Below are 14,287 nucleotides of genomic sequence, written 5' to 3' on the forward strand. Positions count from 1 at the left end.
AGGCTCCGTCTTGCGAGCAGGACATTAGGAGCGCCGCGCGGCAGCGTCAACCGGCAAAACCGGAAAAAACATGTCGCGACCCCTGAGTTTGCTTTCCACATGTTGCGCAAATGCAGAAATTTTGGGAATTAACGCAAAGTTCCGCCCCAAAACCGGGGGCGGTCAGGGGCGGATGAGGGCGCCGAGCGGTGGCTCAGAGCTGTTCCAGAAGCTTATTGGTCGCGATCCCAAGCGGAAGCTCGAAATAGTCCGTCAGGCTGACGCCGAAAAGCTCGCGCATCAGGGGCAGCATCTGTTCGCGCATTTGCGGGTCAAGCATGGCGAAGGTCATCAGCATTCCGCTGACGTGGCCCTGCGCGGCGGGCCGGTCCTGAGTGGCCAGCGCGGTGCGGGCCAATCCCTGTGCCCGGACCATGCCGGTTTCCAGGGTTGCGGCCCATCGCGCTTGAAACGCCTCGTCGTAATTGAACCCGGCCAGCGCCGAGTGGACGGTTTCAAACCCGTTGATGCTCTGGATCAGGTGGTCGGTCGAGGCCTCTTCGACCGCAATGGCAAATGCTTTCTCGGCCGCCGTCAGGGCTGGCGCCAGTTCCAAAAGAATGTCAGTCGCCGCGGGGGCTTCAGCCGCTTGGTCCAGCTGGGCCAACGCCGCGGAGCGGGCTATTTCGCCTGTCAGACCGATCAGCCCGACGCGCATGGCAAAGGACCCCTCGGCGGTGGCATCAGTTTCCGGCTCTGGAACGACATCGTCAATGCGACCGGAAATCTGGCGCAGCGTTTCAAACTGCCGTTTTGAGGCCCCACCACTGTTGAGGCACAGCGGCGAGCTGTCGTTGCGCAGGCAGGCCGCGCCGCTTTCATCCACGCTGCGGTGGGTGTCAGCCAGAAAATACCGGGTGCGGGGGCCGGCGCATTGCCCGACCTTGGCCACGCCCTTGGAAAAGCGTGCGCGGAAATGTTGACCATCTGGTACAGCCTTGGACAGGACCGTGCTGTCCGGGTCGCCGATCCCATCCTGAAACACCGCTTCATAGACGCCAAGGTCGCTGGCATCGTTCACGATTTTGTCGATCCATTTTCCGGCGAGGCGGGCGAACTTGGCGGCGACACCTGTCGTGGCAAGAACGCGCGGGTCGCTGATGCCAAAGATCGATGCGACAGTCTTGCCTTCGTCTTCAATCAGTTTGGCAATGTCATTCAGGATCTCGCCTGCGGGGGAATAATCGACCTCGTAGAGGTGCGAGGTGACAACCCAAGGGGCGCTGGGGACACATTCGTGAAAATGGTAGGCGATGATCAGGTTGGTATCCACGGCCCGCGCTGTGCCGATAAGCGGCAGGCGCATATCCTTCAGCTCGTGCCATTGCTTGCCCGCTTCGGTCGAGGGGTCATCCCAGTCGACATCGTAGCATCTGAGCCGCTCGGTGGTCATCAAGGTGTGCGTGTCGCCGTGGCGAGACGAGATCCGCACGCAGTATTCGGATTCGCCGCCGCCGTCGTCCTGATCGCTTAGCGCCGTCAGTTCTTCAAATGTAATCACGTCGTTGATCATGTCGCCGGTGCCGTCAGGATGGGAATAGGCCGCAGTGGCGACCAGACCCAGCACAAGGCTGATCTTGCTTGTCCATGCCATTTTGAATGTCCCTAAAAATCCCGCGCCGTTGGACGCGGAGGGTTATGAGAAAATAAATTGAATAATAATGGATCATACCACGAAACGGCAGATTCTCCAAGCCATGGGGCAGGGCGGTGCTGCGCGGCGCGGGATCAGAGGTCGACGCCGGTGCCCTGCAATACACCATGTTCCAGCGCATACCGCGTCAGCCCGGCGGTCGAGGAGATGCCCAGCTTACGCTTGATATTCTTGCGATGAGTCTCGACCGTGCGCACTGAAATATCCAGCGTCAGCGCCACTTCCTTGTTGGATTTGCCCTGTGCCAGTTGCAGCAGGATGGTCTGCTCGCGTCCGGTTAGGGATTCACGCACGGTGCCGTCCGGTGGCGTCAGCGAACCTTTGGCTCCGGTGCACAAATAGCGTTCGTTCTTCATCACCGTATCGATCGCGGTCTTGATCTCGTCGGTGGGCACGTCTTTCAGGATGTACCCCATCGCGCCATGGCTGAGCGCCGACGAGATGTATTCGGGGCTGTCATGCATTGACAGGATCAGAATGCGGGTGCCTGGGCTGCGTTCCAGGATGATCTCGGTCGCGGTCAGCCCGCCGACATCTGGCATGTTCAGATCCATCAGAATGACATCCGGGCGCAGGCTTTCGACCCGTTCGATGATTTCGCGGCCGTTGTTCAGCGCGCAAAGCACATCAATATCGTCATAGGATTCCAGAATTGATTGGATACCTTCCGCGACCATGGGGTGGTCGTCGACAATCACGATTTTGGTGGGCTTTGTCATGCGGATATTTTCCTCGGGGGATCAAGCGGGTCTTTGGGCGCCAACAGATGGCTGAGCGGGACTTTGACCTCGATCTGCGTGCCGGTGCGACCGGACAGGATGCGCAAGGTGCCTTCCAACTGCTCAATACGCTCTTGCATGTTGCGCAGACCAAGTCCGCCATTGCTGCGATGCGTTACTTCTGTGTGTCTTATGCCGCATCCATTGTCCGCAATCCGTAGCGTCGCACCATTGCGATGACCGCGCAGATCAACCGTAACCTGCGTCGCGCCGGAGTGGCGTTCTATATTGGTCAGGGCCTCCTGCGCAATCCGGTAGAGCGCGATCTTTGCGTCTTCGTCCAGCCGGTTGCGGAACACGACGGTGGTGAACGTGGTTTCAATCCCGGTGTGGGCACTGAAATCTTCGGTCAGGGTTTTCAGGGCGGGGCCAAGACCCAGATCATCTAGCACGCCGGGGCGCAGGTCGCGGCTGATGCGGCGAACCTCTTGGATCGCGCCGGATAAATGGGTGATGCCCTTGTCCAGCGGCTCGCTGGCGCGCGGGTCGCCCTGCGCCAGACGGCGGCGGGCGCTGTCCAGAGCATAGCGCACACCGACAAGGATCTGGCTGATGCCGTCATGCAATTCGCGGGCGACGCGGCCACGCTCGTCTTCCTGGGCATCGAAGACCCGCTGGGTCAGCTTTTTCAGCTTGGCGTCGGCAAGACGGCGTTCACGGATATTCAGCACCATGCCTGACAGGAACACCAGCAGAAGCGCCGCCAGCGTGATCGCCCCAATATAGATGAATGTGCGTTGCACGCGGGTCTGCACCTCGGCGCGCGCGGCGGCGACGGTCGACAGGATGTCGTCAATGAAAACCCCGGTGCCCACCGCCCATTGCCAGCTGGGAAAGCTGGTCACATAGGTTATCATCCGCGCCTCTTCTCCGGTCGAGGGTTTGGGCCACAGATAGGTGTGATACCCGGCCCCGGCGCGGGCGATGTTGATGATCTCATCCACCACGGGCGTCCCTTCGCTGTCTGTCAGACCGGACCAGTTTTTATTGATCATATAGGTCTGGCGCGGGCTGACCAGATTGGTGCCATCATAGTCATAGACAAAGAAGAAGCCTTCGCTGCCGTAGATCATTGCCGCCAAAATCTGCATGACCTGTTGTTTTGCGGCCTCGTCATTCGGGGTGGCGCTGCCATAGATGAAATAGAACCCGTTGCGCGCCTGAGTAACATAATTGCGCAACTCGGCCTTTTTGGCTTCGATCAGGCGGGTTTCCAGCGTGTGAATTTCGCGTTCTGCCAAAGTGCGTGATTGGATGGCAACGAGCGCGGAAATAGCCGCCACCGCCAGTATCAGCGGTAGGGTCGCCAGAATGAACAATTTCTGACCGTAGTTCAGGCGCAGACGGTGGAGAAGAGGGCGCATAGACGATTCGATACGCGGGAATCAGGGCGAATCATAGCCCAAAACCGGAACGGGCCTGACGGGAAAACAGGCAAAGCAAGGGGAGAAAGGCCTGAAATGGGGCAATTATATCCGTCACTGATACAGGACTACGCAGTTGTAGGTATTCCCTAAGCGGTTTTCCCCCGCTACCTTCGCCAAACTTGAAACGAACTGCGCGTGCGCTCTCAGTGCGTGCATCATTACCGGGAGGAGAGACTCATATGGATCGTCGTTCTTTTTTGAAAACGTCGGCACTTGGTGGCACCGCCGCCGCGGCAGCATCGACCCTTGCTGCGCCTGCTTACGCTCAGGGCAAACAGACCCTTACCATGGTTACATCGTGGCCGCGCGGTTTTGCCGTTCTTGATGACGCAGCCAGCTATATGGAGCAGATGGTCGGCGAAATGTCCGACGGTCAGCTGACCATCGAGAAGAAAGCCCCCGGCGAGCTGGTTGGCGCGCTGGAAGTGTTCGACGCCGTGTCGTCGGGCCAGGCTGACATGTATCACTCGGCGGATTACTATTTCATCGGCCAGCACCCGGCCTATGCTTATTTCACCGCTGTGCCGTTTGGTGGCACCGCGCAGGAGCTGACCAACTGGTACCACCACGGTGGCGGTCAGGAACTGCATGACGAGCTGGGCGAGATCTTCAACCTGAAGTCGCTGCAGGTTGGCAACTCGGGCTCGCAGTCCGGTGGCTGGTTCCGCAAGGAAATCAACTCGGCTGACGACTTCAACGGCCTGAAATTCCGTATGCCCGGTCTGGGCGGCAAGGTTCTGGGTAAACTGGGCGCCAGCGTTCAGAACATCCCCGGCGGCGAACTGTATCAGGCGCTGTCCTCGGGCGCGATTGATGGTCTGGAGTGGGTTGGCCCGATGGCTGACGAACGCGCCGGTTTCCAGGAAGTCGCCAAGATCTATTACACTGCGGGCTTCCACGAGCCGGGTTCGGGTCTGTCCTCGGGCATCAACCTTGATGTCTGGAACGAGCTGAGCGACCAGAACAAAGCCATTATGCGCAACGCTGCCATGGCTGTGACCCACTATCAGCTGTCCGAAACGCTGGCCAACAACGGTGCCGCTCTGGCCCGTCTTCAGGCGCAGGGCGTGAAAACGCTGCAGTTCCCTGACGACGTGTGGGATGCCTTCGGTCGCGCCTCGGCTGAGGTGATGGATGAGAACATGGGCGACGAGCTGTTTGCGAAAATTCGCGCCAGCTTCGAGACCTCGATGAAGCAATCGGCCAGCTGGATCAACAAGTCGGACGGTTTCTATGTCGAGCAGCGTACCCGCGTTCTGGGCGCTTGATCTGACTTGAAAGACAATGCCAGGGCCCCTGTCAAACAGGGGCCCTTCGCGGCGTGTTGTGCCGCATCAATAACCCGGTATCCGGGGTTTTTCGGGGGAAATCATGCAAGAAGAAGCCTCTGTGGGCCTGATGGGGGCCTTGAGCGCGCTATTCAGCGGCGCTGTATGGGTTTTGCAGAACATCGCCATGGGATTTTACAATATCGGTTATGCGGTGACGCACCCGAACCTGTGGCTGGACTGGACAGATAAAAAAGCGGTTATGCGCTTTGTTTATTACGGTGGTTCTACAGAGCTGTTTTTCGCGGTGGTCGCGCTGGTTCTGGTCGTCCTTGTGGCCGGATTCATCCATCGCCCCTTCATGTGGGGCATGGTGCGTGTGCTGGAAGGGTTTGCCAACACCGTCGGTCGGTTTTTCGCTTGGGCGGGGCTGCTGATGGTTCTGCAACAGGTGATCATCGTCCTCATGCAGCGGATCTTTGCCCGACCGGACATCGTGTTCGGCTTTGGCATTCCGCTGCAATATGACATCAGCTGGTATGCAGAAGAGCTGAAGCTCTATAACGCGCTGATCGTGACGCTTTGTGCCACCTACACCTTTGTTCAGGGCGGTCATGTGCGTGTGGATCTGGTCTATGCCGGTGTCAAATTCCGCACCAAGAAGGTAATCGACATGCTGGGCTCGCTGTTCTTCATGGTGCCGATGTCGATCCTGATCTGGATGTATGGCTGGTTCTTCCTGTGGCGGCACCTGATTGTGCCCAAGCCATCGGCCAGCGATACGCTGGAACGTTTGCTGATGAAATCGCGCGCGATGCGGTGGAATGTGGAAACCATCGGGTTCAGCCCGAACGGGTTTACCGCTTATTTCCTGTTCAAGATCCTGCTTGTGGCGTTTGCCGGCATGGTCTTCCTGCACGCCATTGCCTTCTTCTGTCGGTCTTACCTGGAATGGAAAGAGGGCGAGGAAAGCGAAAACAAGTATCTCGACAAGGACACCCTTGGCGAGGGCGAAGAAGCCTATGAAGGCACTCACTGAGAATTAGGGGCAGTTACCAATGCTATTCGGACTTGATGGCGTCGAGATCGGCCTGATCATCGTCTTCCTCTGCCTCTTCGGGGGTATTCTTTCCGGCTTTCCAGTGGCGTTTGCCATTGGTGGGGCGGGCGCAATTTCCTTTGGGATCATCGCAGTACTCGACAGTTCGGGGCTGCTGATCCATCAGGCGATTGATCAGTCATCGCAGATGTATAATGATCTGGTCAGCACCGGGGTCAAACCCGATACGATCTCGGTCTTCCGATACCCTGAACTGCCGCGTGTCGCGCAGCATGTGTTCGAAAAGGGCTGGGAAACCGCGCTGGATCGCAATCTGAGCTTTATCGTCAACCGCATGAACGAGCGTGTTCTGGCCGGCCAGTCGATCGAAACGCTGCTGGCGGTTCTGATGTTCGTTCTTATGGGCATCACGCTGGAACGCTCGAAGATCGCAAATGACCTGCTGACCACCATGGCGCGCGTTTTCGGTCCGCTTCCTGGCGGTCTGGCCGTGTCGGTTGTGGTCGTGGGGGCGTTTCTTGCCGCCTCGACCGGGATCGTGGGCGCGACTGTTGTGACCATGGGGCTGCTGTCGCTGCCGACCATGTTGCGCAATGGGTATTCACCCGAGCTTTCGACGGGTGTGATCGCGGCCTCTGGCACGTTGGGGCAGATCATTCCGCCCTCGATCGTGATCGTTCTGCTGGGGACCCTGGCGGGGGATCTGTATTCGGCGGCACAAGAGGCACGGGCCCAAGTCGCGGGCTGTACCGACGCGCTGACCTATCTTGGCGAACCTGCCGTGGTTTCGGTTGGAACGCTGTTCCAGGCGGCGCTGCTACCGGGGATCCTGCTGGCGTTGCTCTATGCGCTTTATGCCTTCGGGTATGCGTTGTTCAACCCGTCCAAGGCCCCGGCCGTTGATGTGGGCCATTCCGCGCACGAGCCGATCAGTCGGGTCGAGGGCCTGACCTGGTTCCTTGGTGTTCCGATTGCTTTGATCGGCGGCGCGATTCTGCTGTCGATGGTTGGCGTGATCGGCAGCCAGAGCTTGCGGGTGGATACCTTCACCGATGCGGGCGCAACTGCGTCGTTGCGGACCAACGTTGATCCGGCTTGTCAGGCGTCGATGATCGAACTTCACGGTCAAGATGCGTGGGACACGGCCATTGCCGAACAGCAGGCGATCGAAGATGCCGGCGGTATGGTGCAAAGCAAGCGGCTCAGCCCTGAGGAGATCGCGGAGGCGGTTAAGGAAAAGGCGGCTGCGGCGGCTCCGGTTGGAACCGGCGTTGCGATCCTTGCGATCATGCTGGCGCTGATCCTGACGACCGCACGCGGGGTTTCCCCTTCGGCTGATATGCGCCCGATTGCCATCGGTCTTGGTGGTGTGGCGTTGATGCTGGCGGTGGATGCGCTTTTGATCGGACCGGGCATGAGCTCTGGGGTCAGTTGGATCCTGATGGCCATTCCGGTGATCATCGCGCTGTGGGGCTGCAAAGAGGCGGTTATCCGTCTGGCCAAGAATGAGCTGATCCGCGTGGTGTTCCCACCACTGGTTCTGATCATTGCGGTTCTGGGCTCGATCCTTGGCGGGATCACCAACCCAACCCCGGCTGCGGCCTTGGGGGCGGCTGGTGCGATCATGCTGGCGGCTTACCGCAAGCTTCGGGATGAAGATAAATCGGGCAAGGTCATCATCAATTCGACCTTCGCGGTGATGATCATGATCCTTGTGGGGGTCAACTTTGACCTGCGGATCAACACGGCCTCGGTTTCTGTCGAAACCTGGATCGCGTTTCTGGTGGCTTACTCGTCCTATCTCTATCTGGCGTTTGGTCTGATCTATGCTTGCTGGACGCTTTATCGCACCAGCGTGCTGGGACCGATTGTGCGGGAAACGGCCAAGGTTACCTCGATGGTGTTCACCATCCTGATCGGATCGCAGCTGTTGAACCTGGTGGTGATCTCTTTCGGGGGCGAGCATTATATTCAGGAATTCCTGAGAAGCTTTGATAGCGAATTCAAGGTCTTCCTGATTGTGATGCTGGTGCTGTTCGTGCTGGGCTTCGTGCTCGACTTCCTCGAGATCATTTATATCGTGATCCCGATTGTCGGGCCGGTCATTTATGGTGGCACGTTTGACCCGAAATGGGTCACGATTATGATCGCGGTCAACCTGCAAACCTCGTTCCTGACGCCGCCGTTTGGCTTCGCGCTGTTCTATCTGCGCGGTGTGGCCCCGGCGAGTGTGACGACGGGCCATATCTATCGCGGGGTCATTCCCTTCGTGATTATCCAGGTGGCCGGTCTCGCGCTGCTGTGGTTCTTCCCGGCGATTGTGACCATCGTTCCGGCACTGATGCCGAACTGATCCGGGATCAGAGTATGACAACGTAAAAGCCGCCCTTCGGGGCGGCTTTTCTATTTGGGGACGGGACGTCGCCGACGGTGGTCAGAGTTTGACTGCGGCGGGGCGGCTCAGGTCGGGCAGCGAAATATTCGCCACCTGCTCGGCAATCGGATCCGTGGACAGCGGGTGCAATTCGGCAGAGTAGTCATCCTCGCCGCGCATTTTTTCCCATTTGCCGCCGACAAACACCTCTAGTCCCGAAAACTTGGCCTTGTAGCCCATTTTTGAACTGCCCGGCACCCAATAGCCCAGATAGACATAAGGCAATCCGGCCTCTTGTGCGATGCGGATATGGTCCAGAATGACATAGGTGCCAAGACTGTCACGAGGCCGGTCCGGGGTGTAAAAGGAATAGACCATACTGATCCCGTCATCCAGAATGTCGGTCAGGCAGACCGCAGTCAGATCATCAGTTTGGGTGTCTGTATATTCCACAACACGGGTGCGGATCGGCGTTTCCTCGACCATCGCGGCAAATTCAAACACATCCATATCGGCCATCCCGCCGTCGGCGTGACGGCTGTCCAGATAACGGCGGAACAGGTCGTACTGGTCCTCAGTCGCCCAAGGCGAGGTTGCCCGGCGGGTCAGCCCCTGATTTCTGTTTATCGTCCGGCGCTGGCTTTTGGTTGGGGCAAAATCGGCAATGTTGATCCGCGCCGAAAGGCAGGCCGCGCAATCGGTGCAGGATGGCCGGTACAGCACATTCTGCGAGCGGCGAAACCCCTGTTTGGACAGGCTGTCATTCAGCTTTCCTGATCCGTCGCCCTGCAAGGCCGTGAACAACTTGCGCTCCATCCGACCAGGCAGATAGGGGCAGGGCTGAGGGGCCGTGACATAAAACTGAGGTGCAAGCGGAAGGGTGTGGCGCATATGACATATTTCTAGAGTTCGGTCACAAGGATAGCAATGAACGCCCGATGCGCCAAGTGTTGAATAAAATCAAACCTAACGTCCTAGCGCCGTGCCGACCGATTGAGCGCAACCGTTCCCAACACATGGTCGCTTAGCCCCTGTGCACGGGCCGTGGTCATCATCAGAACGATTGAAATCACTTGAAAAACCGGAACCGCAAAAGACATCGTCAGCCCCAGCGTATGCAACGCGGCCATTGGCAAGTCAAAGCGCGCGCCAGTGGCCGTGCGAAACTCGATCGCAGTCAGGCGCATCCCCAACGTGGCCGAACCATTGGCCAGTGTGATGACACGGTATGCAAAACCGACACAAAGCAGAAGAAACGGAAAGAAAAATACCCCGGTAAAGGCGGTAAATGGCAGGATGGCCACACAGATCGCTGCGATCAGAACGGTGTCAACGACCCAAGCGATCAGCCGCTTCAACGGCACATCGGCATAGAATTCCGGTTGGGTATCAGGGTCGGGCAAGGCCCAGTTGAAGTCAGTCATATCCATTGTCCGTCAAAGGGGAACCGGCCCGGTACATCCGGGCCGGTGGTCCTGATCCGTGATCAGGCGTCTTCGTCTTCGCGTTCATGCGCGGCGGTTTTGGCACGATCATCCATGAACTGGTCGAACTCGGCCTTGTCCTTGGCTTCGCGCAAGCGCTGCAGGAAGGCTTCAAAGTTTTCCTGTTCGTCTTCCAAACGGCGCAGCGTATCGGCCTTATAGGCGTCAAAGGCCGAGTTGCCGCTGGATTTCATCACTTTGAAGCCATGGCGGGCGCGGTGTGTGCAGTGGTGTTTGCTGAACATTTTCTTGCTCCAGATCATATAAAAGAGGATGGCCAGACCAACAGGCCAGACAAAGATAAAGCCCAGAACCATCGCGGCGATCCACGCCCCTTTGCCTTTGCTGTCCAGCCAGGCTTCGGTACGAGTGAACCACCCCATGCGGGCAGCGGTGGGCGAGGAATAGGCGGCGGCGGGTGTCATGCAAGCTCTCCATCGTTGCGTTAAATGTGAATGTCTTTCACATCGAATAGATTGGGGTTCGCGCGGCTTTGCACAAGAGGGTATGTGAATGTTTTTTACATTATGTCAAATCAGGACGTAAAATCAGATGTTTGCGCGCCAGTTAGCTGCGCAAGTTTTTCCGACTCCAGCTCGAAAATATGGTGCGGCGTGCCTGCGGCGGCCCAGATCGTTGGAAACTCCAACAGTTTTGGGTCCAGGAATGCCCGTATCGGGGTCAAGTGCCCGACCGGAGACACCCCACCGATGGCAAAGCCGGTCTGCGCCCGGATTAGCGCGGCATCTGCCTTGCCCAATGGCTCGTCGGCCAGCGCGCTGGCTTTGGCCGGGTCCACCTGATTGCCGCCTGCGGTCAAAAACAGGATCGCCTTGCCGCTGTTTTCGCCACGAAAAATGATCGACTTGACGATCTGATCCAGCGCACAGCCCGCCGCCTCGGCCGCCTGTTTGGCGGTGCGGGCCAGACCCAGTTCGCGGATTTCGGTTGTGATGCCAGCCGCTTCAAGCGCTGTCATCACGCGTTTCATACTTTTGCTCATGGCGATCTCTCCTACGTTGGTCGGAGTATTCGCAATCTGGACCCCATTGACCAGCCCCCGGCGGCACCGCATCTTGCGCTCATGACATTCGCATCGCAAATCACCCGCTTGCCGCATCCGTTTGACCCCGACCGCGGCGCCGAGGCGCTGGCCGTTTTGCCGGGGCTTGAGGGCGATCTGGCGGCGCTAGTCACCGGCGCAGGCGGATGCAGCCCCTATCTGAAATCCCTGATCGAGAAAGAGGCTGATTGGCTGACGGGGGCGTTTGATGCTCCGAAACAGGCCATATCGGAGGTGTTTCATGCGCTGACGGAATGCCCGCCGGATCAGCTTGCCTCACGGCTCAGGCAGGGCAAGCGGCGGGTGGCGCTGCTGACCGGGCTGGCGGATCTGGCCGGGGTCTGGACGCTGGAGGAGGTGACCACCACGCTGACCCGCTTTGCCGATCTGGCCTGTCATCTAGCGTTGCGTGCGGCCATCGAGGCTGAAATCCGGCGCGGAAAGCTGCCCGGTGCCACGGATCAGGATATTGAGACCGCTGGCGGCATGGTGGTGATGGCCATGGGCAAGATGGGCGCGTTCGAGCTGAATTATTCTTCGGATATCGACCTGATCTGCCTGTTTGACGAAACTCGCTTTGATGTGGATGACTATCACGAGGCGCGCGCCTCGTTCGTGCGGGCGACGCGCAAGATGTCGTCAATGCTGAACGACCTGACCGGCGAGGGCTATGTGTTTCGGACCGACTTGCGGCTGCGCCCCGATCCCTCGGTCACGCCCGTTTGCATGGCGATGGCGGCAGCGGAAACTTATTACGAAAGCCTGGGGCGCACGTGGGAGCGCGCGGCCTATATCAAGGCGCGTCCGGCGGCCGGCGATTTGCTTGCGGGCGATCGGTTTCTGGCGGCGCTGCGGCCTTTTGTGTGGCGCAAGCATCTGGATTTCGCGGCCATTCAGGATGCCCATGACATGCGCCTGCGCATCCGCGAACATAAAGGTCTGGCTGGGCGGATCACACTTGCCGGGCATGACATGAAGCTGGGACGTGGCGGCATCCGCGAGATCGAGTTTTTCACCCAGACCCGCCAGTTGATCGCGGGCGGGCGCGATCCAGATCTGCGTCTGCGCGGCACGGTTGAGGGGCTTGAGGCGCTGTCGGCCAAGGACTGGATCGCGCCGGAAGTGGCCCAGACTCTCAGTGGCCACTACCGGTTTCACCGCGAGGTCGAACACAGGCTGCAGATGGTCAATGATGCGCAAACCCACACCCTGCCGAAAACCGACGAGGGGATGCGGCGGATTGCCTGCTTCATGGGGCGTGATCTGGCAGAGTTGCAGGCGGAGGTGACCGCGCGCCTGTTTGAAGTGCATGATCTGACCGAGGGTTTCTTTGCCCCTGATACCAACGGTGTCGCGCCCAAGGTCGAGATATCGGCCGCAGAGGCCGAGATGCTTCGGCGCTGGCGCAGTTATCCGGCGCTCCGCTCGACCCGCGCGATGGAGATATTCGACCGGCTCAAGCCGGAAATCCTGGCCCGTTTGAAGCGCGTGGCGCGACCGGACGAGGCGCTGGTGGCTTTTGACGGATTCTTGTCGGGGCTACCCGCCGGAGTGCAGCTGTTTTCCCTCTTCGAGGCCAATCCGCAACTCATTGACCTGCTGGTGGATATCGTTGGTACCTCGCCTGCACTGGCAGCCTATCTGGCGCGCAATGCGGGCGTGTTCGACGCGGTGATCGGCGGGGATTTTTTCGCGCCCTGGCCGGGGCTGGCGACGTTGCGCAGCGGGTTGTCAACGCGCATGGGCCGCGAACAGGATTACGAGCGCAAGCTGGACAGCGCGCGCCGCTGGGCCAAGGAGTGGCATTTCCGGGTCGGCGTGCACCATCTGCGCGGGCTGATCAGCGCAGATGATGCTGCCGCGTACTATGCCGATCTGGCCGAGGCGGTACTGTCGGCGCTTTGGCCCGAAGTGCAGGCACAGTTCGCCGCAAAACATGGAATCCCGCCGGGGCGCGGTGCGATGGTGCTGGGAATGGGGTCGTTGGGGGCAGGGCGGTTGCACGCGTCCTCTGATCTGGATTTGATCGTGGTTTATGATGCGGATGGCGTCGAAACCTCGGATGGCCGTCGCCCGCTGGCGGCGCGGGCCTACTATGCGCGGCTGACCCAAGCGATGGTCACGGCGGTGACCGCGCTGATGTCCGAGGGGCGGCTTTATGAGATCGACATGCGGCTGCGCCCCTCCGGGACGCAGGGCCCGGTGGCGACAAGTCTGGCCAGTTTCCGCGAGTATCAGTTGAACGCAGCCTGGATGTGGGAGCATCTGGCCCTGACCCGTGCGCGTGCGGTGGCAGGCAACGCCGATGTGGCGGCAGATGTCGACGCCGTGCGGCAGGAGGTTCTGGCGCGTGGCCCCAGCGCCGCAAAAGTGCTGCACGAAGTGGCCGAAATGCGCGAACGGATCGCAGCGGCCAAGCCCGTTTCAGACCCGTGGGAGGCCAAGCTGGGTCCGGGTCGGCTGCAAGACATCGAGCTGCTGGCGCAGGCCGGCGCGCTGATCGCGGGCGCGCCGGAGCGGTCCGTGGCCGCGGGGCTGTTGGCGGCGGTCTCGGGCGGTTGGTTGTCTGCGCAGGATCAGGATACGCTGCTGGCGAGCTATGATTTGTGCTGGAAAATACAGATGGTTTCAAAGCTACTGACGGAAAAACCGCTGAACCCGGATACGATCGGCGAAGGCGGCTGTGCGCTGTTGCTGCGCGAGACCGGGTATGACAGCATTGCGGCGTTGCAGGGCGCACTTGAGACACAAAGTCGTGCGGCGGCCGCAGTGATCGCAGCAGTATTGCCTCGGCAGAAGGACGGAGAAAACGCATGAAGGGCACACCGATGGACCCAAAGGGGCTGATTGCAGATTCGTTCCAGATTGACGGGATTTCCGAAGCTGAATGCCGCTCGATCTTTCTGGACTGGGCGCTGAGCCTGCCAGACGGGCAGGACAGTGGGGCGGCCATTGAAGCTTTATCCGAGAAATATCAGCAGGTCGCGCCGGATCATCCGATGATGCAGGTTCTGGTACACGGACGACCCCGCATCACTGCGCCGCGCCGCCGTGGGGGGTGGCGCAGCCGCGAGCGAAATTAGGGGGCTGTCTGCCCCCAACGTTGAAAGCCTTGGGGCTTTCAACGTCTCCCCCGAGG

Annotated in this window: 12 protein-coding genes; 5 read left to right on the plus strand and 7 right to left on the minus strand. The window is 59.6% G+C overall.

What is annotated here, in order from left to right:
* Positions 1-193: 193 nt before the first annotated feature.
* The 3 genes from BSF79_RS00225 to BSF79_RS00235 form a co-directional block, all read right to left on the minus strand.
* A complete protein-coding gene (locus tag BSF79_RS00225) occupies positions 194-1,633 on the minus strand; it encodes a hypothetical protein (protein ID WP_090266549.1) in 1,440 nt (479 codons plus the stop codon).
* A gap of 134 nt (positions 1,634-1,767) precedes the next feature.
* On the minus strand, positions 1,768-2,412 hold the full coding sequence (locus BSF79_RS00230) for a response regulator transcription factor (RefSeq protein ID WP_090266551.1): 645 nt from the start codon (positions 2,410-2,412) through the stop codon (positions 1,768-1,770).
* Positions 2,409-3,836 carry a cache domain-containing protein gene (locus BSF79_RS00235; RefSeq protein WP_090266554.1) on the minus strand — a complete coding sequence of 476 codons (1,428 nt, stop codon included), beginning with the start codon at positions 3,834-3,836 and terminating at the stop codon, positions 2,409-2,411. The genes BSF79_RS00230 and BSF79_RS00235 overlap by 4 nt, the downstream gene beginning before the upstream one ends.
* Positions 3,837-4,078: 242 nt before the next feature.
* Between BSF79_RS00235 and BSF79_RS00240 the strand changes: the two genes are divergently transcribed.
* The 3 genes from BSF79_RS00240 (at position 4,079) to BSF79_RS00250 (ending at position 8,580) form a co-directional block, all read left to right on the plus strand.
* Entirely contained in the window at positions 4,079-5,167 is a 1,089-nt protein-coding gene (locus BSF79_RS00240) for a TRAP transporter substrate-binding protein (protein WP_090266557.1), read from the plus strand.
* A gap of 103 nt (positions 5,168-5,270) precedes the next feature.
* Entirely contained in the window at positions 5,271-6,206 is a 936-nt protein-coding gene (locus BSF79_RS00245; protein WP_090266563.1) for a TRAP transporter small permease subunit, read from the plus strand.
* A gap of 19 nt (positions 6,207-6,225) precedes the next feature.
* Positions 6,226-8,580, plus strand: coding sequence for a TRAP transporter large permease subunit (locus BSF79_RS00250; protein WP_090266566.1), 2,355 nt, complete (start codon positions 6,226-6,228; stop codon positions 8,578-8,580).
* 81 nt (positions 8,581-8,661) lie between these two features.
* Here the strand turns inward: BSF79_RS00250 and BSF79_RS00255 are convergent, their stop codons facing one another.
* The 4 genes from BSF79_RS00255 to BSF79_RS00270 form a co-directional block, all read right to left on the minus strand.
* The gene (locus tag BSF79_RS00255; protein WP_090266569.1) at positions 8,662-9,492 is read right to left on the minus strand and encodes an arginyltransferase; all 831 of its coding nucleotides are present in this window, start codon (positions 9,490-9,492) and stop codon (positions 8,662-8,664) included.
* Positions 9,493-9,575: 83 nt separating this feature from the next.
* Positions 9,576-10,025, minus strand: coding sequence for an RDD family protein (locus BSF79_RS00260; protein ID WP_090267794.1), 450 nt, complete (start codon positions 10,023-10,025; stop codon positions 9,576-9,578).
* A gap of 62 nt (positions 10,026-10,087) precedes the next feature.
* Entirely contained in the window at positions 10,088-10,510 is a 423-nt protein-coding gene (locus BSF79_RS00265; RefSeq protein ID WP_175545221.1) for a DUF2852 domain-containing protein, read from the minus strand.
* A 110-nt stretch (positions 10,511-10,620) separates the two neighbouring features.
* Complete coding sequence (locus BSF79_RS00270) at positions 10,621-11,088, minus strand: YbaK/EbsC family protein (RefSeq protein WP_090266570.1); 468 nt, start codon at positions 11,086-11,088, stop codon at positions 10,621-10,623.
* A gap of 81 nt (positions 11,089-11,169) precedes the next feature.
* On the opposite strand from BSF79_RS00270, the gene glnE reads away from it, so the two are divergent.
* Together glnE and BSF79_RS00280 are read left to right on the plus strand one after the other, a co-directional pair.
* Complete coding sequence (gene glnE, locus BSF79_RS00275) at positions 11,170-13,965, plus strand: bifunctional [glutamate--ammonia ligase]-adenylyl-L-tyrosine phosphorylase/[glutamate--ammonia-ligase] adenylyltransferase (RefSeq protein WP_090266573.1); 2,796 nt, start codon at positions 11,170-11,172, stop codon at positions 13,963-13,965.
* Positions 13,962-14,231, plus strand: coding sequence for a hypothetical protein (locus BSF79_RS00280; protein ID WP_090266576.1), 270 nt, complete (start codon positions 13,962-13,964; stop codon positions 14,229-14,231). The genes glnE and BSF79_RS00280 overlap by 4 nt, the downstream gene beginning before the upstream one ends.
* Positions 14,232-14,287: the final 56 nt, after the last annotated feature.

The sequence above is a fragment of the Thalassovita taeanensis genome (assembly GCF_900110775.1).
GTDB lineage: Bacteria > Pseudomonadota > Alphaproteobacteria > Rhodobacterales > Rhodobacteraceae > Litorimicrobium > Litorimicrobium taeanense.

Excerpts from the sequence above, each read along its gene's own strand:
- BSF79_RS00245 (WP_090266563.1), top strand. The coding sequence starts at position 5,271 with ATGCAAGAAGAAGCCTCTGTGGGCCTGATGGGGGCCTTGAGCGCGCTA.
- BSF79_RS00225 (WP_090266549.1), bottom strand. The coding sequence starts at position 1,633 with ATGGCATGGACAAGCAAGATCAGCCTTGTGCTGGGTCTGGTCGCCACT.
- BSF79_RS00260 (WP_090267794.1), bottom strand. The coding sequence starts at position 10,025 with ATGACTGACTTCAACTGGGCCTTGCCCGACCCTGATACCCAACCGGAA.
- BSF79_RS00255 (WP_090266569.1), bottom strand. The coding sequence starts at position 9,492 with ATGCGCCACACCCTTCCGCTTGCACCTCAGTTTTATGTCACGGCCCCT.
- BSF79_RS00235 (WP_090266554.1), bottom strand. The coding sequence starts at position 3,836 with ATGCGCCCTCTTCTCCACCGTCTGCGCCTGAACTACGGTCAGAAATTG.
- BSF79_RS00240 (WP_090266557.1), top strand. The coding sequence starts at position 4,079 with ATGGATCGTCGTTCTTTTTTGAAAACGTCGGCACTTGGTGGCACCGCC.
- BSF79_RS00280 (WP_090266576.1), top strand. The coding sequence starts at position 13,962 with ATGAAGGGCACACCGATGGACCCAAAGGGGCTGATTGCAGATTCGTTC.
- glnE (WP_090266573.1), top strand. The coding sequence starts at position 11,170 with ATGACATTCGCATCGCAAATCACCCGCTTGCCGCATCCGTTTGACCCC.
- BSF79_RS00265 (WP_175545221.1), bottom strand. The coding sequence starts at position 10,510 with ATGACACCCGCCGCCGCCTATTCCTCGCCCACCGCTGCCCGCATGGGG.
- BSF79_RS00250 (WP_090266566.1), top strand. The coding sequence starts at position 6,226 with ATGCTATTCGGACTTGATGGCGTCGAGATCGGCCTGATCATCGTCTTC.
- BSF79_RS00230 (WP_090266551.1), bottom strand. The coding sequence starts at position 2,412 with ATGACAAAGCCCACCAAAATCGTGATTGTCGACGACCACCCCATGGTC.
- BSF79_RS00270 (WP_090266570.1), bottom strand. The coding sequence starts at position 11,088 with ATGAGCAAAAGTATGAAACGCGTGATGACAGCGCTTGAAGCGGCTGGC.